The 20,832-nt window shown below is 63.7% G+C and carries 20 protein-coding genes and 1 tRNA gene; 6 read left to right on the top strand and 15 right to left on the bottom strand.

Annotated features, from left to right (window positions below; translation table 11 throughout):
- Positions 1-13: 13 nt before the first annotated feature.
- The 4 genes from ABFD92_12245 to rpoD form a co-directional block, all read right to left on the bottom strand.
- Complete coding sequence (locus ABFD92_12245; protein MEN6505306.1) at positions 14-745, bottom strand: hypothetical protein; 732 nt, start codon at positions 743-745, stop codon at positions 14-16.
- An 11-nt stretch (positions 746-756) separates the two neighbouring features.
- Positions 757-1,950, bottom strand: a complete 1,194-nt coding sequence (locus tag ABFD92_12240; protein ID MEN6505305.1) for a rhomboid family intramembrane serine protease — start codon at positions 1,948-1,950, stop codon at positions 757-759.
- Between the two features lie 199 nt (positions 1,951-2,149).
- Entirely contained in the window at positions 2,150-2,878 is a 729-nt protein-coding gene (locus ABFD92_12235) for a GDSL-type esterase/lipase family protein (GenBank protein MEN6505304.1), read from the bottom strand.
- 144 nt (positions 2,879-3,022) lie between these two features.
- A complete protein-coding gene (rpoD, locus tag ABFD92_12230) occupies positions 3,023-4,693 on the bottom strand; it encodes an RNA polymerase sigma factor RpoD (protein ID MEN6505303.1) in 1,671 nt (556 codons plus the stop codon).
- Positions 4,694-4,909: 216 nt separating this feature from the next.
- Here rpoD and ABFD92_12225 point away from each other — a divergent pair.
- From ABFD92_12225 to ABFD92_12215, 3 genes are all read left to right on the top strand, one after another.
- Positions 4,910-4,995, top strand: a tRNA-Leu gene (locus tag ABFD92_12225).
- A 229-nt stretch (positions 4,996-5,224) separates the two neighbouring features.
- Positions 5,225-5,458 carry a hypothetical protein gene (locus ABFD92_12220; protein ID MEN6505302.1) on the top strand — a complete coding sequence of 78 codons (234 nt, stop codon included), beginning with the start codon at positions 5,225-5,227 and terminating at the stop codon, positions 5,456-5,458.
- Positions 5,451-5,648: a hypothetical protein gene (locus tag ABFD92_12215; GenBank protein MEN6505301.1), complete on the top strand. Its 198-nt coding sequence runs from the start codon at positions 5,451-5,453 to the stop codon at positions 5,646-5,648. The genes ABFD92_12220 and ABFD92_12215 overlap by 8 nt, the downstream gene beginning before the upstream one ends.
- Before the next feature lie 210 nt (positions 5,649-5,858).
- Here the strand turns inward: ABFD92_12215 and ABFD92_12210 are convergent, their stop codons facing one another.
- A complete protein-coding gene (locus ABFD92_12210; protein ID MEN6505300.1) occupies positions 5,859-7,157 on the bottom strand; it encodes a hypothetical protein in 1,299 nt (432 codons plus the stop codon).
- A gap of 117 nt (positions 7,158-7,274) precedes the next feature.
- On the opposite strand from ABFD92_12210, the gene ABFD92_12205 reads away from it, so the two are divergent.
- On the top strand, positions 7,275-8,186 hold the full coding sequence (locus ABFD92_12205; GenBank protein MEN6505299.1) for a peroxiredoxin-like family protein: 912 nt from the start codon (positions 7,275-7,277) through the stop codon (positions 8,184-8,186).
- Positions 8,187-8,272: 86 nt separating this feature from the next.
- Here the strand turns inward: ABFD92_12205 and ABFD92_12200 are convergent, their stop codons facing one another.
- Entirely contained in the window at positions 8,273-8,515 is a 243-nt protein-coding gene (locus ABFD92_12200; protein ID MEN6505298.1) for a type II toxin-antitoxin system HicB family antitoxin, read from the bottom strand.
- 380 nt (positions 8,516-8,895) lie between these two features.
- On the opposite strand from ABFD92_12200, the gene ABFD92_12195 reads away from it, so the two are divergent.
- Entirely contained in the window at positions 8,896-10,518 is a 1,623-nt protein-coding gene (locus tag ABFD92_12195) for a sulfatase-like hydrolase/transferase (GenBank protein ID MEN6505297.1), read from the top strand.
- Positions 10,519-10,857: 339 nt separating this feature from the next.
- On the opposite strand, the gene ABFD92_12190 is transcribed toward ABFD92_12195, so the two are convergent.
- Both ABFD92_12190 and ABFD92_12185 read right to left on the bottom strand, forming a co-directional pair.
- A complete protein-coding gene (locus ABFD92_12190) occupies positions 10,858-11,175 on the bottom strand; it encodes a hypothetical protein (GenBank protein MEN6505296.1) in 318 nt (105 codons plus the stop codon).
- Positions 11,176-11,194: 19 nt separating this feature from the next.
- Entirely contained in the window at positions 11,195-11,491 is a 297-nt protein-coding gene (locus ABFD92_12185; protein ID MEN6505295.1) for a hypothetical protein, read from the bottom strand.
- A gap of 180 nt (positions 11,492-11,671) precedes the next feature.
- On the opposite strand from ABFD92_12185, the gene ABFD92_12180 reads away from it, so the two are divergent.
- Positions 11,672-13,087, top strand: coding sequence for a sulfatase-like hydrolase/transferase (locus tag ABFD92_12180; GenBank protein MEN6505294.1), 1,416 nt, complete (start codon positions 11,672-11,674; stop codon positions 13,085-13,087).
- 424 nt (positions 13,088-13,511) lie between these two features.
- Here ABFD92_12180 and ABFD92_12175 read toward each other — a convergent pair whose 3' ends face one another.
- The 7 genes from ABFD92_12175 to ABFD92_12145 form a co-directional block, all read right to left on the bottom strand.
- Positions 13,512-13,673 carry a hypothetical protein gene (locus ABFD92_12175; protein ID MEN6505293.1) on the bottom strand — a complete coding sequence of 54 codons (162 nt, stop codon included), beginning with the start codon at positions 13,671-13,673 and terminating at the stop codon, positions 13,512-13,514.
- A 2-nt stretch (positions 13,674-13,675) separates the two neighbouring features.
- Positions 13,676-14,116 (bottom strand): type II toxin-antitoxin system VapC family toxin, encoded by a 441-nt coding sequence (locus ABFD92_12170; protein MEN6505292.1) that lies wholly within the window; start codon positions 14,114-14,116, stop codon positions 13,676-13,678.
- Between the two features lie 301 nt (positions 14,117-14,417).
- Positions 14,418-15,116 (bottom strand): DUF4190 domain-containing protein, encoded by a 699-nt coding sequence (locus ABFD92_12165; protein MEN6505291.1) that lies wholly within the window; start codon positions 15,114-15,116, stop codon positions 14,418-14,420.
- A gap of 25 nt (positions 15,117-15,141) precedes the next feature.
- The gene (locus ABFD92_12160; protein MEN6505290.1) at positions 15,142-15,897 is read right to left on the bottom strand and encodes a hypothetical protein; all 756 of its coding nucleotides are present in this window, start codon (positions 15,895-15,897) and stop codon (positions 15,142-15,144) included.
- 14 nt (positions 15,898-15,911) lie between these two features.
- On the bottom strand, positions 15,912-16,439 hold the full coding sequence (locus ABFD92_12155; protein MEN6505289.1) for a hypothetical protein: 528 nt from the start codon (positions 16,437-16,439) through the stop codon (positions 15,912-15,914).
- A gap of 881 nt (positions 16,440-17,320) precedes the next feature.
- Positions 17,321-18,979, bottom strand: coding sequence for a hypothetical protein (locus ABFD92_12150; GenBank protein ID MEN6505288.1), 1,659 nt, complete (start codon positions 18,977-18,979; stop codon positions 17,321-17,323).
- A 110-nt stretch (positions 18,980-19,089) separates the two neighbouring features.
- Positions 19,090-20,742 carry a hypothetical protein gene (locus tag ABFD92_12145; protein ID MEN6505287.1) on the bottom strand — a complete coding sequence of 551 codons (1,653 nt, stop codon included), beginning with the start codon at positions 20,740-20,742 and terminating at the stop codon, positions 19,090-19,092.
- Positions 20,743-20,832: the final 90 nt, after the last annotated feature.

Genomic DNA, 20,832 nt, shown 5'->3' with positions numbered 1-20,832 from the left:
AGACGGCAGAGCACTAGCTTTCGGCGGCTGCGGCGGCCGAGGCGCGGGCGGCGCGGGCGAACTGGAAGATGGTTCCGGCGACCGTGGCGACGACGACCGCGGCGGCGATCACCAGCCAGGCGTTGATGCTGTCGGGCCACATTTCAGGGCGGATGAGCCACAGCCCCAGGATGCACGCTGCGACCGTCATCACGGCGCCCATGAAGCTGGCGAGGATGGCGATGATCAGGCGCGGGAAGATCAGCCCGGCGAAGAGGGCGACCAGGGCAGCCGGTCCGACCGTGATGATCAGCATGGACTGGTGCGTCGCCCAGGTGGACTCGACGAGCTGGCGGTCGAAGAGGCCCGTCCAGACGTAGGCGAACCAGGAGAGCAGGTCGCCCTCGGCGGGGTTCACGGTATATTCGCCAAGGTTGATCGCCAGCACAATCCAGGCGATTCCGCCAGCCACCGCCGTGGCGAACAGCGCCCAGCTCACGCGGGTGACCAGCACCGCCAGGGCGGCCACCACCGCCACGGTGACGATCTGGACGGCCAGGGGGTTCCAGCCGATCAATTGCTGCATGAGCGGGGCCAGGATGAACCCGCCGGCCACGCCGGCGACCAAGGCAGGCAGCCGGTGCAGGCGCAGGCCCCAGATCAGGAACGACACGCCGACGACGACGGTGACGACCACCAGGCTCCATCCCTGCCAGGGGATGATCATCTCGGGCATCGGAGCGGGAGGCAGTGAAATCACATGCATGGTCGGGGCTCTCAACGGCGTTTCATACGGCGGAGGGCATCGAGTTCGGTCCGGGCCATCTCCGTTTTTCCGGGGTCGCGCAGCAGTGCAGCCGCCCGGTTGAGCGAGTCTTCCGCGCGGTCGTATTGCTGCAGATATCGGCCATACAGCAGCCCCAGCAACAGGTAGATGTCGCCCATGTCGCCATAGCTGGCGTGATGGCGGGCGAAGCGTTCGTAGGCGTCGGCGGCTGCGGGGTAGGCGTTGGTAGACATCAGCCAGTTGGCCACGTCGAGTTGCTGCTGCTGGGGCAGGACGGCGTCGTCGGCGATCTGCACCAGTTTGAGGTATCCCGCGGCGGCCTGCTCGATCTGCCCGCTCAGGCAGGCCTGGGAGATCTGGCGTCGCAGTTCGAGTTCCTGGGCGGCGGGGCCCTGTCCGCTCTCGGTGCGTGCGCCGGTGACATCGGCCGGTCGCCGGATGGCGTCTGAGACCGGGGGGCTGAAGGGGTTGTATCCGCCAGCGACCATGGAGCGATACCGCCCGCGCTGGCGCCCGTGGCGGATCAGGCTCAGCAGGTCGTAGGCGTCGCGCGGCAGCAGGCGCGCCGCCAGGAGCCCTGCCGTCATCACGATCCCGAACACCGCCCCGGCCAGGTGCGCCGCATAGGCCACCCCGCCGCCGGTCGAGGCGCTGCCAGCCCCGAGCATGCCCAGGGTCATGATCAGGTTCTCGATAAAGTAGAACAGCACGAAGTACAGGCTGGAGATTTCAAAGGGGATGATCAGCGGCAACACCAGCAGCACCATCACGTGCGTTCTGGGCAGCAGCACCAGGTACGCCCCGGTGACCGCCGAGATGGCGCCCGAGGCCCCCAGCACCGGCGCCTGCCCGCTCAGAGCCAGGTAGCCCAGGCTGGCCACGATGCCGCCGGCGATATAGAACGCCGCGTATCCCAGGTGCCCCAGGCGGTCGTTGATGCCATTGCCGAAGACCCACAGGAAGACCATGTTGCCCAGCAGGTGCCCCCATCCGGCGTGGAGGAAGATCGACGTGAAGAACTGGTACAGCTCCGGGGCCTGGGGATACAGCAGCAGGCGATAGGAGTCTCGCTGATGCCCCTCGAAGTGGAACCCGGCCAGGAACACGCCGACGTTGATCAGGATCAGCGCGTAGTTCACCCACGGTCGCCTGCGCATCCGGTAGTCAGTTTTAATCGGCAGCATCGTCGTCTCTTACGTCGGCTGCTCATTGTATGGGACGCCGATGCGCATGACCAGAAAATCGGGCCCTCGTCGCCAACGCTCGTGAAGATCCGCAAGCGATGATGCGCTGAGTGTGCGTCGAACTGCGCCCAATACCGTTCGGGTGCCACGCACAACTCCGTTGTGCGTGTCCCTGACCTTCCTCGCCGGGAGACGCCCGTTACTTGAGCGGCGCGGGGGCGGGTTGGCTGGCGGCCGTGGGGGCGTCTTTGCCGGTTAGGGATTTGTAGATGATGGCGGCTGCGAAGGCGGCGCCCTCGGGCGTCGGGAAGACGCCGTCACCGCCGACGTAGGCGTCGAGGTTGGCTTTTAGCGGGGTGTACGTGTCGATCAGGGGCAGCTTCAGGTCGGCGGCCATCTTGCGGATGGCGGGGATGACCCCGCTTGTCAGCTTCTCGGCATTGACACCGTAGTTGCAGTCGGGTTTGAGCGGCGGGGGCAGGCAGATGTAGACCTGGGCGTTGGGGGCCTTGCCCTTCAGGCGGGCGATGAAATCTTTGTAGTCGCCGGGGAATCGGCCCTTGTCGGCGTTCCAGGTGTTGGGGCGGCTGGCGGCGTGCTCGAACATCAGGATGAAGACGTCGGGCTGGTAGGCCTGGGCCTTGACGGACTCATATCGCTTCCAGACCGACCGCAGTTGCGTGCGCAGGACGCTGTGGTCGTTGGTGCAGAAGCTTTTGATCTCATAACCCTTGCCCAGCAGCTTGCCCAGTGGCTCCCAGAATCGAGCGGCCCCGTCGCCGATGACGGCGATCTTGATGGTCTTGCCCGCCGCAGCGGCGGGGAAGGGGGGTTGATCGGTGGCGGGTTTGGTGGTGGCGTCTTGCGCGATTGCGGCGAAAGAGACAGTGAGGATGCAGGCGAGACCGAGTGTGATGATCAGTCGCATGTTGGATTTCCTTTCAGAACGAACGCTGCACCGCAAGCGGTTCTTCAATAGCATCATTTAACACAAGCGGGCGTCCCGAGGAACGCCCGCTGTTTTGTTGTTCAATTTGAAATTGGAAATTCCAAATTGGAAATTCCCAATGCTTCAATCCCCGCCCATGTGGCTGCGGTCGAGGAAGCCTTCGAGCTTTCTCGCCCGCACGGGGTGCTGGAGCTTGCGGATGGCCTTGGCTTCGACCTGGCGCACGCGCTCGCGGGTGACCTTGAAGATGCGTCCGACTTCCTCGAGGGTGTACGTGTACCCGTCGCCGATGCCGTAACGCAGCTTGATGATCTCGCGCTCGCGGTACGTCAGCGTCTTGAGCACTTCCTCGATGCGGTCCTTGAGCATCTCCGTGCCGGCCGTCTCGATGGGGCTCTCGGCTGACTCGTCTTCGATAAAGTCGCCGAAGTAGCTGTCTTCGCTCTCGCCGACGGGTCGGTCGAGGCTGATGGGGTGTCGCGAGATCTTGAGCACGCGCCGCGCTTCGGCGATGGCCATTCCGGCTTCTTCGGCGATCTCTTCGATCGTCGGCTCGCGCCCGAGCTGCTGCACGAGCCGCTTGGAGATGTTGCGCAGGCGGCTCATCGTCTCGATCATGTGTACGGGGATGCGGATCGTGCGGGCATGGTCGGCGATGGCGCGGGTGATGGCCTGGCGGATCCACCACGTGGCGTACGTCGAGAACTTGTACCCGCGGCGGTACTCGTACTTGTCCACCGCCCGCATGAGGCCGGTGTTGCCTTCCTGGATGATGTCCAAAAAGCTCAGGCCGCGGTTGCGGTACTTCTTGGCGATCGAGACCACCAGGCGCAGGTTGCCGCCGGACAGCTCGCGCTTGGCCTGCTCGTAGTCGTTGAAGACCTGCTGGATGCTCTTGACCCGCACGCGCAGGGTCTCGGGCTCTTCCAGCACCAGGTCCACCAGGCCGTCGTGCTCCTCGCGCATCACGTCGAGGTCTTCCTGCGTGTTGCCGCCGCCGGGCCCGGCCGCCAGCATCCGCTCCAACTCGGTGATCTTGTCGGAGATGTGCATGAGTTTCTTCATCAGCGGCTGGATCTTGCTGGTTCTCAGCGAGAGTTCTTCCAGCAGCTTGGCGCCGCGGCGGCGGCGTTTCCAGAGCTTGCGCTGGGCCTTGGCCTTGGCGGCCTGGCTGCTCTTGGGGTTCCAGAAGATGTCCCAGTCGATCCGGTCGGCGGCCATGATCTTCTTCAGGGTGGCCAGGTTGGCCGGCATGCGGTCCATGATGGACTCTTTGGAGAGGTTCTCGGCTGTCGAGATGCGCATGGTGCGGTCGAAGGGCAGATCGCTGGTGTGGACCTGGGCGATGATCTCGACGGCCTGCTGAATGCAGTAGTCGCTCTGGAGGACGCGTCGGCGGAAGTGCATCCGCGTCATCTCGATCTTGCGGGCCAGGGCGATTTCCTGCGGTCGCGTCAGCAGGGGGATCTCGCCCATCTGCGTCAGGTACATGCGCACGGGGTCGTCGATGCGCCGGGTGTCGGCCTCGATCTCCTCGTGGGGCTCTTCCTCTTTTTCGATGACCTCTTCGTCTTCCTCGGGGGCGTCGGGGGCGAGGGCGGCGCGCGAGCCGACTTCTTCCTCGTCGATGAGCTCGATACCCATCTCGTCGAGGGTCATCAACAGCGCATCGAGACGATCGGGCGAGACGGCCCCTTCGGGCAGCCCGTCGTTCATTTCCTCGTAGGTGATGTATCCCCGTCTCTTACCGTCGTCGAGAAGTTTCTTTATGCTCGCTTCAAGTGGCGCAGCCATTCATATCTCCGATCACGTCGCGGACTGATCGTTCAAAGGTCAAAAGATCAGTCATTGTATAAATATGTCCAAACACAAGTCAACGGGCGTAAGAAAAATACCCGCACACCATCATATCCGCACCCGAGGATCCTCGGGTGCATTTTCCCGCCCTGGCCCGGTGGTTCTCTTGACACGCGACCGCTGGGGTCATACTATTGTACGTTCAGCGTCGACGCCCGGGTGGCGGAATTGGCAGACGCGCCAGGTTGAGGGCCTGGTGGGCTTAATTGCCCATGCTGGTTCAAATCCAGTCCCGGGCATTGGTTAGGCCGTTCCAGACGCGCCGCGGGCGGCGCGTCTGGCGGCCGCACCGATTGCAGGGCCAAAACTCTCTCCCCGCGCCGCCGGTTTCCGCATCGCGCAAGGGTTCGGCGGGGATTTTTTGCGGTGCGCCGGGCGCATTTTCAGTTGCCTTTTTCGGGCAAATCGCCGATAATTACTATGTGTAAAAACCAACTCACGTGCGCGCCAGGCGACGGAGATTTCCGCATGGATGGTTCCGATATCTTGGGTGACGTGGACAGCCTCGGGCTCGACCGCCAGGAAGCGGCGCTGGTGTCGCTGCTGGACTCGACCAGCCGCGAGATCGCCCATAGCGAATGCCTCGAAAGCGAAGAGCGGGCCGAAGTCTACACCATCCTGGAAATCATCAAGTCCGACACGCGACGCCACCGACAGATGGTCGGACGCTACGTCAGTGACGGGGGGCGGGGCAATGCTTGATCTCCAGCATCAGCAGTTGACCGAGCAGTTCCAGGACCTTCTCGTGCAGGAACAGCAGGCCGCCGGCGCCTACGCCGCCATGGCCGAGCAGACCGCAGACGCCCAGGTCAAGAGCCAGTTGGAATCCATCCGCGACGACAAACACCGCCACATCGAATTGATCCAGCGCCTGCTGGAGATCGTGTCCTAGCACGCGTCTTTCCCCGCCGAGATGACGGACGTTGATCCTGGGATCAAAATTAGCCGCTGAGGTCGCTGAGGTCGCAGAGGTAAGAAGTTGTTTTGTCTTTTCACATCCTCAGCGTCCTCAGCGACCTCAGCGGCTTGATCTATCGGGCTCATCGCACACCCATGGCGACCCGCTGCGCGTGTCGCCATGCCACCGGGGCGCTCTGGTGGACTACTTCGAGGATTTCTTGCCTGCAGGTGCGGCATCCGTCTTGACGGGTCGCTTTCCGTCGTCGGCGTCGGGCTTGCCGTCATCCTGTATCGCCGGCGGCCCGGTCACCAGCGATTCGTATCCGGACTTGAGCGAGGAGGCATCCAGCGGTACGCCGGCCATGATGAGATAGCCGTTCTTGGCTTGCATCTGGGCCAGGGCGGTGAGCGACCCGTCGGCCCATCTCACGACAGCCTGTTCGTCAGCTTTTCGGGCGGCCTGGAGTTTTTCCTTCTGGGCCTTGGTCTTGCTGTATTTCTCTGCAGCCTTGCGGTAGACGTCGGTGGCGGCTCTGATGTTGGCATTGGCTTCCCTGATGCGGCTTTCGAAGGAGGCGCGGCGGCTGAAGTGGGTTCGGTCCATCTCCTTGCGAAGGCTCTCGATGGTGTTCCGCTGGGCCTGGACGCGTTCCTGAGCCCGGGCGGCGTCGGTTTCGGCCATGCGGATGTCGACGTCAAATTGCGTCATCGCTTGACCGTACTTGGCGGCGATCTTGCTCAAGGCCTCGCTCTTGAGGGCGCCGACCTTTCCGGCGCAGGCGTCTTTGGCGGCACTGTTACCGGCCAGGGCACTGGCCTGCTCGGCGGTGGGCTGTTCGGACGACTGCGGCGGGGGCGGGGGGTTGTCCGCTGAGGCCTTGGCCAGCTTCACGCTGGTGAACTCCGAGCGGTCGAGGTCGACGATCCCCACGGCCAGGCGCACGCGAAGGCTCTTGAGTTGCCCGCGGTGTCTCTGGCCGCCGGCGGCCCTGAGCGTATCGCTGCGCCCGCCGATGGTGAGCGACTCGATGTCGCCGCGGAGGAACGTCTTGTCGTCGAACTGCACGGCGGCCACCACCGCGTGCAGCACGTGTTCGCTCTTGAGGGTGATCCGGTCGCTGAAGGGGTGAAGAAGATCGGCGGCGTTTTTTTGGGCGGGACGTTTGGCGACGCCCCGCGAGGGTGTGCCGCCGACGTCGCCCAGGGCGACGGTGCGGATCATGTCGCGTTCGACGGTGGTCGTCGCGGTGGCGGTCTTGATCTCAATGCGGAGGAGTTTTCCGCTGAGTTCCTCCTCGCCCACGACCACCGTGCTGTCGCCGCCCGGCACGCCCATCGCCAGCGAGCGGATGTCCGATCGCGAGATCTGGCGCGGCCGCGAGGCGATCTCGAGCGTGACCGATTGCACCTGCCCCATCAGCACCCCCCCGTGCGAGAGCGTGACGGAATCGGCTGTCCCAGCCGCCAGTGACAGGCAGACACACATGATGATGGAAGACAATAGACAACTCCCGGCCGCGGGCACAGCCCAGGCCCTTAGTCCTTTTGGACTAACGATGATACTCGATATATATTACACTTACGTTCAAAAGGGCGGGCTAAAACTCTGGAGCCTGACATGATGCGGACAAACCATGTCGCTGGACGGTGGGGCACGGTTCTGCTGGCGGCGGCGATTCTTCTTGGGCCGCTGGGCTGCCGCGACACGAAGCCCGCGCCGTCATCGCCGGCGGCGTCTCAACCCGCATCGCCGGCCGCGGCAACGCCACCGCCCGTCGCGCCGCGCGCCGCGGGCGCCCCGGTCGCCGAGGCGACGGCCTTTGTGCCGCCCGAGCGGTCGAACCTGCCCATGGCGCAGGCCCTGGCCGAGGCGCGGGCCAAGTGGGCCGCTCTGGCCACGCCCGAGCAGGCCAAAGCCGCCGACGCCCAGGTAGCGGCCCTGGCGCCGCTGACGGCCGGGGCTGTCAAACTCGCCGCCAAGGCGCCGGACTTCGACGCTCTGGCCACCAATGGCAAAGAACTGACCCTGGAGACCCTGCTCAAGGACGGACCGGTGGTGCTGGTCTGGTTCCGCGGCGGATGGTGCCGGTTCTGCAGCATCCAACTGTCCGCAATGCAGCAGATTCTCAGCGAGGTCGAAAAGACCGGCGCCGCCATCGTGGCGGTCAGCCCCCAGACGGTCGAATACAACCGCAAGACGGCCGACCACCTGGGCCTGGACTACGAACTACTCAGCGACCCGGGCAACCTGGGCGCTCGCAAGTGGGGGCTGCTCTACGCTCTCAACGACGAGATGATGGACATGCTCAAGGGCCGCGTGGACCTGGCCAAATGCAACGGCGACAAGTCAGGCGAGATGCCCATGACGGCTGTCTACGTCATCGCCGCCGACGGCGTGGTGCAATATGCAGCCGTCGATCCTGATTTCCGAAACCGTCCCGATCCGCAGGCGGTGCTGGCCGTGCTGAAGGACCCCGCAAAGATCAAGCCCGCGGCGGCGAACCCTGTCGGCCGGCGGCGCAAGCGCTGATGCTCTCTAATTCCCAATTTCCAATTTGCAATTTCCAATTGAGGGAAGGGAAAATTGAGAATCGGAAATTGCACATTGGAAATTGCTCAACCCGCCAGAGCGACTCGGCTGGGGATGAAAGTCCGGGCGGTGCGATCCTTCACGTTGAGGGACATCAACTCGGGGCAGATTCTCATGACTGGCGCGAGGTAGTCATGAATCGCCATGCGTAGACCCTCAATGGCGTCGTCGGGCGTTTCGCCGGCCCCGCGGCAGGTGGGCAGAGACGGGCAGCGGGCGACGAATGTCCCGTCGAGATCTTCGGTAAGGATGGCTTCAAACTCGACCATAATGAGTCCTCGGCAATGACGGCCTCGGCAACTATATTAATACGCAGCAACATCAGCCTACACGTATAGGGAAAATGACCTATTTTGCCTGGGACGGTTTACCGCCGAGACCGTCATAGAAAAATCTATTCCTCAAGTGTCGCCCTCCGCTGGGCTTGCGGCCCCAACCTCCCTCGCGCCGCCGCCTGAGCGTATACGGCAAGGCCCCTGAACCGCCGGAATTTCGACCAGCCATGGGTAAGTTTCGACAGGACAATGCCACTCGTGGCGGCACGCCGTGCGACATGCCATGGCGACCCCGAATTGAGATGGTTTCATCTGTCGCCGCGCGGATGTATCCTTACCGTCATACAACCGGACCTCACGACATGAACCGTGAAATGTCTCTTTCCCGACGCGACATTCTCAAAGCCGCGGCCGCGGGCGCGGGTTGTGTGCTGCTGCCTTCCTGCGCCACCGAGAGGAACGCCATGAACCGCCAACCGAATAACCGACCGAACATCATTTACATTCTGGCTGACGACTTGGGCTATGGCGACGTGTCGTGCTTCAACCCCCAGGGGAAAATCCCCACGCCCCATCTCGACCGCCTCGCCGCCGGGGGCATGCGGTTCACCGACGCCCATGCGACGTCGGCGGTCTGCAGCCCGTCGCGATACGGCGTCCTGACCGGGCGATACAACTGGCGAACGCGGCTGCAGAGCGGGATCGTCGGCGTCTATGGCGACCCGCTGATCGCCCCGGACCGCCTGACCGTCGCCGGGCTGCTCAAGCAGAGCGGATACGCCACCGCCTGCATCGGCAAGTGGCACCTGGGGCAGGGCTGGGCGTTCGAGCCCACGATCGATTTCGTGCCCGATCGTTCCAAGGGCGCCACGCCGGCGACCCCGCAGCAGCAGGCCCTGTGGCGAGAGGCGTTTTCCAAGCCGACCACCGGCGGGCCGACCACGCGAGGGTTCGATTACTACTTCGGCACCGACGTGCCCAACTGGCCGCCGTACTGCTACATCGAGAACGACCGCACCGTCGGGATCCCGACGGAGTTTCTACCCGCGCGCCTGATCGGCAACAATCAGGGCAGCATTCCCGGGCCGGCCCTGGCGGGCTGGAACTTCGAGCAGCTCCTGCCCACCTACGCCCAGCGGGCCGGCGACTACATCCGCCGCCAGGCCCGCCAGCCCAACCCGTTCTTCCTCTACATGCCGCTGACCTCGCCGCATACGCCCCTGGCCGTCAACGACGAATGGAAAGGCAAGAGCGGCCTCAACCTCTACGCCGACTTCGTCATGGAGACCGACGCCATCGTCGGGCGCGTCCTGGACGCCCTGGAGCAATCCGGTGCGGCCGACAATACCATCGTGATGTTCGCCAGCGACAACGGCTGCGCGCCCTACATCGGCGTGCCCGAGATGGAAGCCAAGGGGCATTTTCCCAGCGCACAGTATCGCGGGTACAAAGCCGACGCCTGGGACGGCGGCCATCGCATCCCGTTCATTGCGCGTTGGCCGGGCGTGGTCAAGCCCGGGCGGACGTGCGATCAGACGGTCTGCCTGAGCGACCTGATGGCCACCTGCTCGCAGATCACCGCCCAGCCGCTGCCCGACACCGCCGGCGAAGACAGCGTCAGCCTCCTGCCGCTGCTGCAAGGGCAAGACCGCCCCGTGCGCGAGCACGTGGTGCATCATTCGATCACCGGCAAGTTCGCCATCCGAAGCGGCAAGTGGAAGCTCGTGCTCTGCGGCGGTTCGGGCGGATGGGCCTCGCCCAACGACGCCGAGGCCGCCAAACTGGGCCTGCCCTCGATCCAGCTCTACGACATGCAAGCCGACCCCGGAGAACGCACCAACCTCCATGCCGAGCGCGCCGACGTGGTCGAGACCCTCTCAGCTCTGCTGCAGCGCCTGGTAGACGCCGGCCGCTCCACGCCCGGCCGACCCCAAAGCAACGACGTGCCGGTGGATATCTGGAAAGGATCAAGCAAAACCGAACCCGACGACGCGTAGTAGCACGGGCGTCCCCCGTAGCATGGGCGTCCCGCCCGTGCAAGATGATGAAAGAGCGGGCTACTGTTCTCGTCGCCGCAAGGCGACCCTGGAGTGCGGCGGCAGCGACGCCGCCCTGGATGTTTTTCGGGCAACGCAAGACCCGAGGCGATGCAAGTGCCCGTTCCGCATCTGATCTGCCCGGAGGTTTCAAGCGTTTGCGAGCTTCTGCGGTGAACCTGTATTGAACAACATCCAAGGCGGCGTCGGCGCCGCCGCACTCCAGGGTCGCCTTGCGGCGACGGGGGGGAGCATTCGTCCACGAATGGCACGAATGTATCGAATGTAAAGCTTTCGGGTTTATTCCTCGGCGGAATCGGGAGGCATCCAGTCGATGACCGTCCCGCCGCTGGTGGGGTAGTACGGGCTGACCAGCCAGTTCTGCCCGTTCTCCCACGTAACGCGAAAATCCCCGACGCGGAAGAGCTTGCCCTCGTGAAGGTCGAACATCATCTCATCCAATGAGGGCACAGGCGTGAAGAGGTAGAGCTGCTCGAGCACGGCCTGCTTGTCGTCCGGCGGAATGATGAACTCTTCGACGACATCCTGGCCCACTTTGAGCGGCCGCGTGGGGTACGGCAACTTCTGCTCGTGATCGGGATCGACGGGCTGGATCATGTGGTCTCCTCTTGCCTTTCTAGAAGCGGAGAAAGAAGGATCGAACGATCAGAAAGATAATGAAGGCCAGGCACGCCAGCATGATGACTAAAGCGATGGGCCCCGCTCGCCTGGTGAACTTCAGCGCTTTCTGCGTCTGCGACTGCAGCGACTCGGATGCCTTCATGCTCTGCAGCGTCTTCTCCTGAATCTCTTTATTTAGCGCCCGCTGCTCCTTCTGCATGGCCAGACCCTGAGCGTTGATTTCCAGCAGAGCCTTCTGATCGTCCCGGATCTCCGTCAACAACCGCACGATCTGTTCGGACGAGTCATTCATCGCGTTCTCCCATCAGGCTGATCTGCAACCACATCGAAATATCGCACCCGCACGATCGGATGTCAATGATCGGCTCGGGATGGCAGCAGAACAAAGGCACCTTGCTTTTATCGAGCCGCTGTCGCATGCTGAAAACTGCCAAAGCGGCGGCTGAGGCCGGCGCACTCCATAGAGGTCGCTATGCAAGAACAGATCAGCAGGCGGCAGTTCATTCGGGCCTCGGCGGCCGGGGCGGCGGCGCTGGCGGTGGGTCAGTTTGCCGTCGCGGCACCGCAGCGGCGGCGGCCGAACATCCTCATCATCACCACCGACCAGCAGCGCATCGACGCCACCAGCGCCTCGGGCAACCGCTGGGTCAAGACGCCGGCGATGGACTCCCTGGCGGCCGGCGGCGTGTCGTTCATGCAGTCGTACTGCCCGTATCCGCTGTGCAGCCCGTCGCGTGCGGCCCTGCACACCGCCCGCGCGCCGCACGAACTGCTGGTCGACCACAACAGCATGTCCATCGACCGCACGATCCCGATCTCGGGGCAGATTTTCCGCGCCGCCGGCTACGACACCGGGTATGCGGGCAAATGGCACCTGCCCAATCCGTATCCCGAGGGCGGCATCGCCGGCTATGACGTGCTCAACACGAGCACGCGCATGGGCAAGCTCGCCCGCGTCGTCGACGAGTCGACGCTGCAGGCGGCTATCGGTTTCCTGCGCCGCCGGCGGGACAAGCCTTTCCTGCTGACGGCGTCGTTCATCAACCCGCACGACATCTGCCTGCTGGCCAATACCAACAACCTGACCGACGAACTGTGGGCTCGCTACGGGCCCCAGGACGGGGCCGATCTTCCGCCGCTGCCGGACAACCACGCCCTCAGCCAGGGCACGCCGCAGTCCCAGGCACGGCGCGCCCGCCATGGCGACTGGGTCGCCCATCGCTGGCGGCGGTATCGCTACGCGTACTATCGAATGATGGAGGATGTCGACCGCCAGATCGGCCGCCTCTTGCAAGCCCTGCGCCAGTCCGGGCGGGAAGAGGACACGCTGATCGTTTTCACCAGCGATCACGGCGAGGGGCTGGGCTGCCACGGCTGGACGGGCAAGCTGCATTTCTATGATGACGCGGCCGCCGTCCCCCTGCTGATGAGCTGGAAGGGCGTGATCCCCGCCGGCCGCACCGACAGGAACCATCTCGTTTCCGCCCTGGACGTGCTGCCGACGTTGTGCGACTACGCCGGCGTGGACGCCCCGCCGGCGTCGCGCGGCCGCAGCCTGCGCGGCGTGATCGACGACCCCAAGGCGCCCGGGCAGGCGTACGTCGCCTCCGAGATGGCGGTGGGCCAGGCGCGCAGCTTCATGATCCGCACCGGCAGGTACAAGTACATGGTTTTTCACGAGGGGCCCAAGGCCGAGATGTTCTTCGACATGCAGGCCGACCCGGGCGAGATGAAGAACATCGCCGCCGAGGCGAACACGGCCGCCGAGATCGACCGCCACCGCAAGCTGCTGGCCCAGTGGTGCGTCTTGACGCAGGTCGAGAAGTACCCCATCCTGCCCAACCCCAAACAGAACCGCCCCGCCCGCCGGAATGCGAAGAAGGGATAAGGGAACCGGGAGCCGGGAGTCAGGAACCGGGCAGCCGGAATCGAGGGTGCCGTGGCGCGCAGGGCCGAAGGCCCGGAGAGCCACGACTGCAACCTGTCGTGGGCGGGTGCCTGGGTAGAACAGAGCACTCTGCCCGGGTGCCACGCACAACTCCGTTGTGCGTGCCATGTGCCTTGTGCCATAGTAACCGTTGAGTGGGTGCAGAAGAGATCTTCGCCGCCCCTGCTGCCAACGGGTCGGGGACACGCACAACGGAGTTGTGCGTGGCACCCATCCAAAGAGGTGAAACGGAGGCCAGGAATCCTTTCGTTGGCACGCGCGCTGAAGCGTGCTAAAGAGATAAAGAAGACAGCATCCAAAGCGGTGGCTGCGCCCCGCACTCAAAAGAGGCGCGGCGCCGCATGAGAGCGCTTTGAGTTGCGGGCTAGCGGGCTTTCTGTCGCTTGGGTGGCGTGACGATCCGGCGGCCGCCGCTGGCCTCGCGCTTCCGGGCATCTTCCACCATCGCCCGGAGATCATACTTGAATCGCGCCGCACGTGCCTGGCGATGCTTGCGGACTTCATCTACGATCGGGTCTTGCGTCATGATCATTCTCCCAACAGCTCGTCCGGCGTACAGATGATCGGGGCTTCGTAACCAAGATTGCGCAGGTGCCTGCCGACGTTGCCAAGGATAACCGCATTGGCCAAATGGCGGCAGTTCCAGGTCAGAAGCACATCCATCTCATGCACAGTTGCAGCGGCAATATGGACTGCGTCCCCCTGCGCATTATCCGGCAACACTCCGCCACTGATCAGGCTCCTTGCAGTATCAAGGACCTCATCCGACAGCGGTAGAAGCGAGATTCCATCGAGCAATGTAAGCCGTCTTGCTGCTGCCGTTTCGTCTCCGTCGCCAGCCTCATCAAGAACAAACTGAGAGATATACAGATCGAACTGTCCGCGTCTATTGTCCCACCATTCGCGGGTGATTTCCTGACGGGCCGCGCGCACCAAGTCCCTGCTAGGCCGGGCTGCCAGATAGCTCATGATGGTCGTCTCAACATACACTCGCGCCATACTTATATCTTACGTCAATGTGGCCGATCCTGCAAAGTTCCACTGGCGGGTGGCCTGGGCAAAACAGAGCAGCACTCTGCCGGGGTGCCACGCACAACTCCGTTGTGCGTGCCAATGTGCCTTGTGCCATAGTAACCGTTGAGTGGGTGCAGAAGAGATCTTCGCCGCCCCTGCTGCCAACGGGTCGGGGACATGCACAACGGAGTTGTGCGTGGCACCCTTGGCCTCATCTGGCGTATCACCGGACGCACCCCGATCGGTTGCGGGTCAGTCATGGCGCCGGCCTCGTAGCCGCCAGCGGCCGATCAAGCGGAAAGTGCGTGGCCCCGCTGGCCTCAAACTCCCGCAGCGCCGCGGCGAAGGCGGCGTTTTCCGGCCGAGCCAGAAGCTGCTGAAATTCCTCTTCCTCGGTGAAACCGAGATTGCCGCAAATGGTAAGGATATTACGCCCCTTCTTATGGCGAGGACGAGAGTCACAGGCAAACAGGGCCTGAGGCGGATGCTCCTGCCGGTCAGGGTCGAGATAATGGAAATAGCTGCTGTACCCCTCGCGCCAGGAATCGTCTTCCATGCAGGCGAACACGCGGGGTTCGAGAAATCCTCCTTCCACCACGTCTGACATACGCTGGGGAAGATGCCCGCGACTCCGCTGGTAGTTCCAGATGCCCGCACCCATTGCCTTGAAATTGACCTGGCAGGCCGAATGGTGGGCTTCGTGGATAGCCGGGATAACGACCAGGACAATGGTCACAGCGCCAAGCACCAGCCCCGCTGCTGAGAGAGTTGCGGCAGCCCACGGAATCCGCGTTGCGCGGCCCGCCCGTGCATTTCGGCGTATGGCGATGATGCCAAGAACCAAAGCCACCGCTGACAGGACCATGCCGATCAGGAAGACCGACGTTAAGACTCCGATGCCAGCCACCACCAGAGCGGTGACCGCAAGTGCCCCCGCGCGATTCTTGATACTCATGCCCGCTTCCTGCATAGCTGCCTCTCTATTCTTTATCGCTCGTACGATCGGCCATCGGCGCAGTGTCGCCACACGGCCTCGATGCCGCCAGCGGCCGGTCGAGCGGGAAGTGCTTCGCGCCGCTGGCCTCAAACGCCCGCAGCGCGGCGGCGAAGGCGGCGTTTTCCGGCTGGGCCAGACGCTGATTGAACTCCTCGTGCTTCAGAAAGAACACGTTGTGCGGGGCCGTGAGGACATTCCTTCCGCCGGAGTGAGTCTTCAGGTCGCAACCGATCAGCGAGTCTGGATTGTTCTTGTCGCTCAGAAAGAAGAAGTAACTGCTCTGCCCATTTCTCCAATCGCTGTCGAAAGGGCAACTGAAGGCGCCTGGCGGCAACAGGCCCGAGCCGATCAGGTCGTCAATCTTTCCGGGCATGCCCTCTCGCATCCGTTCGTATTCCCGCAGTGCCCCTCCTATGTTCTTCAGATTTATCTGACAGTATACGTGTCTATGTCCCCGCTCTGGCGGCCGCATTATGATGAGCGCGACTATCACGCCCAGCGGCACGGCACTGATGAGCATTCCAATCACCCGCAGCCGCACTTTCGCTCCACTGCGGCGCGAGCTGATCAGGGAGGCCGCGCCCGTGACGATTCCTGCCACTGATAGAATGAATGAAATCCCCACCCCATCACGCACCAAGAGTGCCGCACAGGCGGCGATTCCCAACCACAGCGCCATGTGCCCCGCCAGCCGCGGCGTCACCACCGTCCATCGCGATTTGCTTTGTTCTTGAGTCATGGCTCAGGCCCCTATCACCATTTCTTCTGAAGAACCGTCACTTCCGCCCAGGACATGTAGTCGATCCTTTCGTAAAACAGGCAGGTGACCACATGCGAGTCGGTGGCCGCTGACGCGCGGTAGTTGCGCCCGACGAATCCAAAGAGCGGGGGCAGGCCGAACTCGCTTCGCGGAATCTCGCGGATATCCGTGCCCGTGGTCTCGCGGACAAGCCCGCGAGCGAAGTTGTAGCTCTTGGACAATCCATCTTTAGTTTTAGAGTCGGTCGACCTGAACCGCAGTTTGAATCCGACCACTTTTGCAGGGTCCTGAGGGCTGCAGTAGATCTCGGCATCGGGCTCTAGTCGGACAACCCGCACAGATCGCCACTCCACGATCTCACTGCGCGTCTCGTTCACGTCGGCCGCATATCCTTCTTGCGTCAATTTTGCCTTGAGAAGATCAACGGACGGAAAGGTCCCATCCGCGACCGCACTGCACCCGCCGGGCGCCATTCCCGCCGCCAGCAGAACCAGAATGTGGATGCCATACTGCCGCATCATCAACCTCCCTCCTCAATGGTGCCATCGGATGTGACGACTGGAGGAGAGGCTTGCGTCGTAGCGGGAGCGGAGGCCGGAGAAGTCGCCGATGTTGCGCATGATACGCTCGCTGCACGGGCCCTCGTCGGAACAGGGCCTGGGGAAAGCCGTGCGGCTTGCACGGTCTTCTCAAGAAGTTCGACTTCGGATGGGTCATCGGCCGAGATAATCGCGTGGATACGGTGCCCGCCCAGGGGGCGCGCCAGGGACAGGTGCGCTTCCTGCCGCAGCATTCCGCGCGAGTCCTGCCATGCGTACCACGTAGCGGAGCGGCCGCACACAAGGCCTCGCTTTTCGCGCCATCCGGCGCTGGGCCTGAACGTCTGGGGATGTTGCCCCACGAAGATCACCAGACTGCTGTGGTGGGCCTGTCCCGGCGCGCGGGACAGCGTGTAGAGATCGAAGTCCAGAAGATGCGAGAGGTCCATGTCAAATCCTGCAGGCACGGCGATCTCAACCTTCGGAAGCGTTCCTGGTGACGGGTGGTAATACCACACATACATCCACGTGCCAGCCCCAGCCGCGGCCACCGTGACGCCCACAACAATCAGGATGTGTTTCCATCGCTTCCGCATGTACCCGCTCCAAGCCTCCCCTATTAGAGACGCAGCGGGGGCGGATTTCATTTGGGAAAATTCAAAGATTGTTTCACGGGTCCGCGCCGTTGGCGGAGCCGCACTCCAGGGTCGCCTTGTGGCGATGGGGCCGGCGGGACTGAATTGGGCTCGGGCGGCGAGAAGGCGCTTTGGTTGCGGCTGAGCGAAGCGAGGCGGCGAAGGGATCTTTATGACAAGGTTTTTCTCCGGCGGTTCCGCTGTTAGGCCACGGGCAAGATGCCCGTGCTACGGGGCTGGCGGGGTTTTGGCTTGGGCGGCGGTGGCGGCGATGGACTCGTCAAGCCGCTTGAGCGTGTCGTCGGTCTGGGCCTTGGTGAGCTTTCCGGCCGATACGGCGGCATCGAGCAGCTTGGCCAGGGCGTCGCGGTCCTTGCGGGCCTGGGCGACGGCGGCGTCGATCACCTTGCCCTCAATGGCCACGTGGGTGAGCTTGTCTTCTTCGATCTTCTGCCCGGCCGGGCAGGGGGGCGAGACTTTCCACTGCAACTGGCCCATCGTCTTGTTGATCGCCGCGTACAGCGCGAGGCCTTTCTTGCCGCCGAGGAGTTGCTCGAGGTCCGGCGCGACGCGCAGCAGGACGCCCTCACCGCCCTGGGAGTTCATGCGGAACTTCCAGCCGGGGACGAGCTTGCGGATGGGGGCGTCCTTCACCGCAGTCTCGTCGAGCATCTCGAAGACCGGCGTGCGGTCGGAGAACATGACGTAGGCCGCCCGCCGCTCTGGGGCGCCGCCGCCGCTGGTGCGCTTGTCGATGACCAGGAAGTACTCGGGAACTTCCGTGTCCTTGGCGAGGAATCGCTTCTCGGGCGTCAGCAGGCCGACCATCATCCACTCGCTGCCGCGGACGACGAGCTGGTCGGCGGCAAAGGTCGGGGCCTGGATCTTCCAGCGCTCCTTGCTGTGGTCGCCGCCGTGGATGGAGTGGATCACGTTGATGCAGCGCGTGCCCCAGAGGTGGCGGCCGACGACCAGGCGGATATAGTCGTGGAGTTTCTTGAACTGCGGGATCAGCGGGCTGTCGGGCTGGTACATCTTGCCGTGATAAGGCGTGTCGCGGTGCGGCGTGTAGGCGAAGTTCACCAGTCCCTGCGAGCCGTAGGCCAGGCCGGCCAGCATCTGGAAGCTTTGCTGGTTGAAGGCATTGGCGCCGGAGTAGATTTCCCAGACGCTCATGTCGGCCTTGACGCCCCAGTCGCGGTCGACCCAGCAGTTGAAGCAGTAGTCGCCGACGGGGTTCCGCGAGCCGCGCATGAACGGGTAGTTCTGCGTGCCCAGGACGCGCATGGTGGTCTTGCTCTGGGTGCGCGGGTCGGGGTTCTCGCTGTCCCAGGGCATGATGTGCGGATAGGTCTGCGTGATCCACTTGGCGTTTTCGATGACGTTGGGATAGATCCGCGGGTTGTTGTCGTCGGTGACGATGCCGACCAGGCACGGGTGGTCGCCGTGGGGGCCGAAGATGCCGGCCTTAAGCCGGTCAGGGCCGTGGTGGAATGCTGGCACGACGACCTTCAGCCCGCCGACCTTCCGGCACGGTTCGAGCATCGACGCGCCGTCGATGAGCATGTTGAACCCGGCGGCCTTGGCGTTGCGGGCGTACGTCTCGTCGTAGGGCACGCGCTTGGCCCCCTGCCCATGGAAGCACCATGCGACCACCGGGTACTCGTCGATCCGCTTGTACGGCTCCATCACCTTCAGCGGCGGGTGGACGAAGTCGGTGTCTTTCCATTCCTTGCAGCCGGGAGGCAGCTGGTCGCCGGCCGGGGCGGCCTGCACAGCAGCGGCAAGAACCAGCCCGATAACGATTACGCGATGCTGCATCATGACTCCTCGTGGCATGGGCGTCTCGCCCATGCTCTCGCCGTGTGGCATGGGCGTCTCGCCCATGCTCTCTGGCTCTTCACGGTCAGGGACACGCGCAACGGAGTTGTGCGTGGCACCCGTCTGATCCAAGCTTTCGTCTCTTCTTCGCCTCATGGGCGAGACGCCCATGCTACTCACGCGGCGCTGGGCTTGGGGTCCTTGGCCTCGGCGGCTGTGGCGTCGATAGCTTCACCCAGGCGCTTGAGCGTATCGACGGCCTGGTCTTTGCTGATCTTGCCTGCGGCGACGGCGGCGTCGAGGGCTTTGGCCAGCTCAGCCATATCGGTCTTGACGGCCGCGATGGTCTTGTCGACTTCGGCGGCGTTGACCTTGACCAGAGGCAGGTCGCCTTCGGGCTTGGCGGCCGGGCCTTCGGCGCCCAATCGGGTCTGACCGGCCGGGGCGGGCGGGGTGGCTTTGGCTTGCAGGGCGGCCATCGCCGTGTTGATCTTCGCGTAGAGCTTGGCGCCGTCGGGTCCGCCCAGGAGCGTCTCGATGTCCGGCGCCACGCGCAGCAGCACGCCGTAGCTGCCTTCCATGGTCAGTCGCACCTTGAAAGCCGGCACGATCTGGCGGATCTTGGCGTCTTTGGTCGCATTGGCGTCGATGAGTTCGACGGCGGAGACTTTCGGCGAGAGCATGATGCTCGCCGGTCGAGCCTCGGGGATGTTGCCGCCGGTGCGTTTGTCGACGAGCATGAAGTACTCGGGAATCTCACGGTCGGCGGCGTTGTCGGAGTAGAACTTCGCCTCGGGGGTCAGCAGGCCGACCATGGTGAACTCGCTGCCGCGCAGGACCAGTTGCCCCGCATCGTAGACGCCGGCGCCTTTGTGCGCCCCGCCGCAGACCGAGTGCAGCACGTCCATCGACCGCAGCCCCCAGACGTGGCGGCCGAGCACGTGGATGATGTACTGATGCATCTTATGCCACTGCGGGATCATCGGGCTGTCGGGCTTGTAATCTTTCATGCGATGGGGCGAGTAGCAGAAGTTCGACAGACCCTGCGCCCCGTAGGCCATGGCGCCGATCATCTGGAACTGCACGCAACTGAACGGCGCGTCGCCGCCGTAGCATTCCCACATGGCCATCTTGTTATTGTTGGCGACGTTGCGATCGCTGTTGCACTGGCCGAGGTAGGCATTGGCGGCCTTTTCGCCGCGGGCGCCGCGCAGGTACGGGTAGTTCTGCATGTGGAGGATGCGCAGGTCGGTGTCTGCCGGCACGCGGCAGGGATAGATCGACATGATCGGCGCCACGTGCGGATGGTCTTTCTTGAGCCAGGAGGCCACGCGCCGCTCGTTGCCGCCGAAGCCGCGCCCGTTGTCGCCCAGGATGATGCCCTGCAGCAGCGGGTGATCGCCGATGGCGCCCTTGAAGACATAGTCTTCCAGGTACTGCGGGCTCTTGCCGAAGATTGTCCGCGTCTCGCCGATCTGCACCCACACGCCGCCGACCTTCTCGGCGAAGGGGATGATCTTCGGGTCGTCGATCATGACGTTGAACCCGACGGCCTTGAAGTCGCGCACGTACTTCTCCGCATAGGGCGACTGGCCCTTCTGGCCGTGGAAGCACCAGGCGCTGATGGGGAACTCATGCATCCGCTTATACAGTTCGTGGGCCTTGATCGGCGGGTGGACGAAGTCGGTGTCTTTCCACTCCTTGACGCCCGAGCCGGCAGGCCATTGCTTCATTGGCGGAGGCGGTTCATCGGGAACCTTGTCGTCGGCCAAGGCGCGGCCGCAGGAAAGCATGAGAAGAATCGCACTGAGGGTTCGAAAACTGTTCATGACTACCTCGTCTTTGCTGTGTGGCACGGGCGTCTCGCCCATGCTCTCTGATGCCAGAGACCGGGGACACGCACAACGGAGTTGTGCGTG

The sequence above is a fragment of the Planctomycetaceae bacterium genome (genome assembly GCA_039680605.1).
Classification (GTDB): Bacteria; Planctomycetota; Phycisphaerae; order SM23-33; family SM23-33; genus JAJFUU01.
Note: the sequence above shows the minus strand (reverse complement) of the source record. Positions and strands in the feature narration are given on the sequence as shown.

Coding starts and splice junctions, on each gene's coding strand:
- ABFD92_12165 (MEN6505291.1), bottom strand. CDS start 15,116: ATGAGTATCAAGAATCGCGCGGGGGCACTTGCGGTCACCGCTCTGGTG.
- ABFD92_12150 (MEN6505288.1), bottom strand. CDS start 18,979: ATGGGCGAGACGCCCATGCCACACGGCGAGAGCATGGGCGAGACGCCC.
- ABFD92_12145 (MEN6505287.1), bottom strand. CDS start 20,742: ATGAACAGTTTTCGAACCCTCAGTGCGATTCTTCTCATGCTTTCCTGC.
- ABFD92_12235 (MEN6505304.1), bottom strand. CDS start 2,878: ATGCGACTGATCATCACACTCGGTCTCGCCTGCATCCTCACTGTCTCT.
- ABFD92_12195 (MEN6505297.1), top strand. CDS start 8,896: ATGTCTCTTTCCCGACGCGACATTCTCAAAGCCGCGGCCGCGGGCGCG.
- ABFD92_12240 (MEN6505305.1), bottom strand. CDS start 1,950: ATGCTGCCGATTAAAACTGACTACCGGATGCGCAGGCGACCGTGGGTG.
- rpoD (MEN6505303.1), bottom strand. CDS start 4,693: ATGGCTGCGCCACTTGAAGCGAGCATAAAGAAACTTCTCGACGACGGT.
- ABFD92_12245 (MEN6505306.1), bottom strand. CDS start 745: ATGCATGTGATTTCACTGCCTCCCGCTCCGATGCCCGAGATGATCATC.
- ABFD92_12180 (MEN6505294.1), top strand. CDS start 11,672: ATGCAAGAACAGATCAGCAGGCGGCAGTTCATTCGGGCCTCGGCGGCC.
- ABFD92_12205 (MEN6505299.1), top strand. CDS start 7,275: ATGATGCGGACAAACCATGTCGCTGGACGGTGGGGCACGGTTCTGCTG.
- ABFD92_12170 (MEN6505292.1), bottom strand. CDS start 14,116: ATGAGCTATCTGGCAGCCCGGCCTAGCAGGGACTTGGTGCGCGCGGCC.
- ABFD92_12160 (MEN6505290.1), bottom strand. CDS start 15,897: ATGACTCAAGAACAAAGCAAATCGCGATGGACGGTGGTGACGCCGCGG.
- ABFD92_12220 (MEN6505302.1), top strand. CDS start 5,225: ATGGATGGTTCCGATATCTTGGGTGACGTGGACAGCCTCGGGCTCGAC.
- ABFD92_12200 (MEN6505298.1), bottom strand. CDS start 8,515: ATGGTCGAGTTTGAAGCCATCCTTACCGAAGATCTCGACGGGACATTC.
- ABFD92_12175 (MEN6505293.1), bottom strand. CDS start 13,673: ATGACGCAAGACCCGATCGTAGATGAAGTCCGCAAGCATCGCCAGGCA.
- ABFD92_12155 (MEN6505289.1), bottom strand. CDS start 16,439: ATGATGCGGCAGTATGGCATCCACATTCTGGTTCTGCTGGCGGCGGGA.
- ABFD92_12190 (MEN6505296.1), bottom strand. CDS start 11,175: ATGATCCAGCCCGTCGATCCCGATCACGAGCAGAAGTTGCCGTACCCC.
- ABFD92_12215 (MEN6505301.1), top strand. CDS start 5,451: ATGCTTGATCTCCAGCATCAGCAGTTGACCGAGCAGTTCCAGGACCTT.
- ABFD92_12185 (MEN6505295.1), bottom strand. CDS start 11,491: ATGAATGACTCGTCCGAACAGATCGTGCGGTTGTTGACGGAGATCCGG.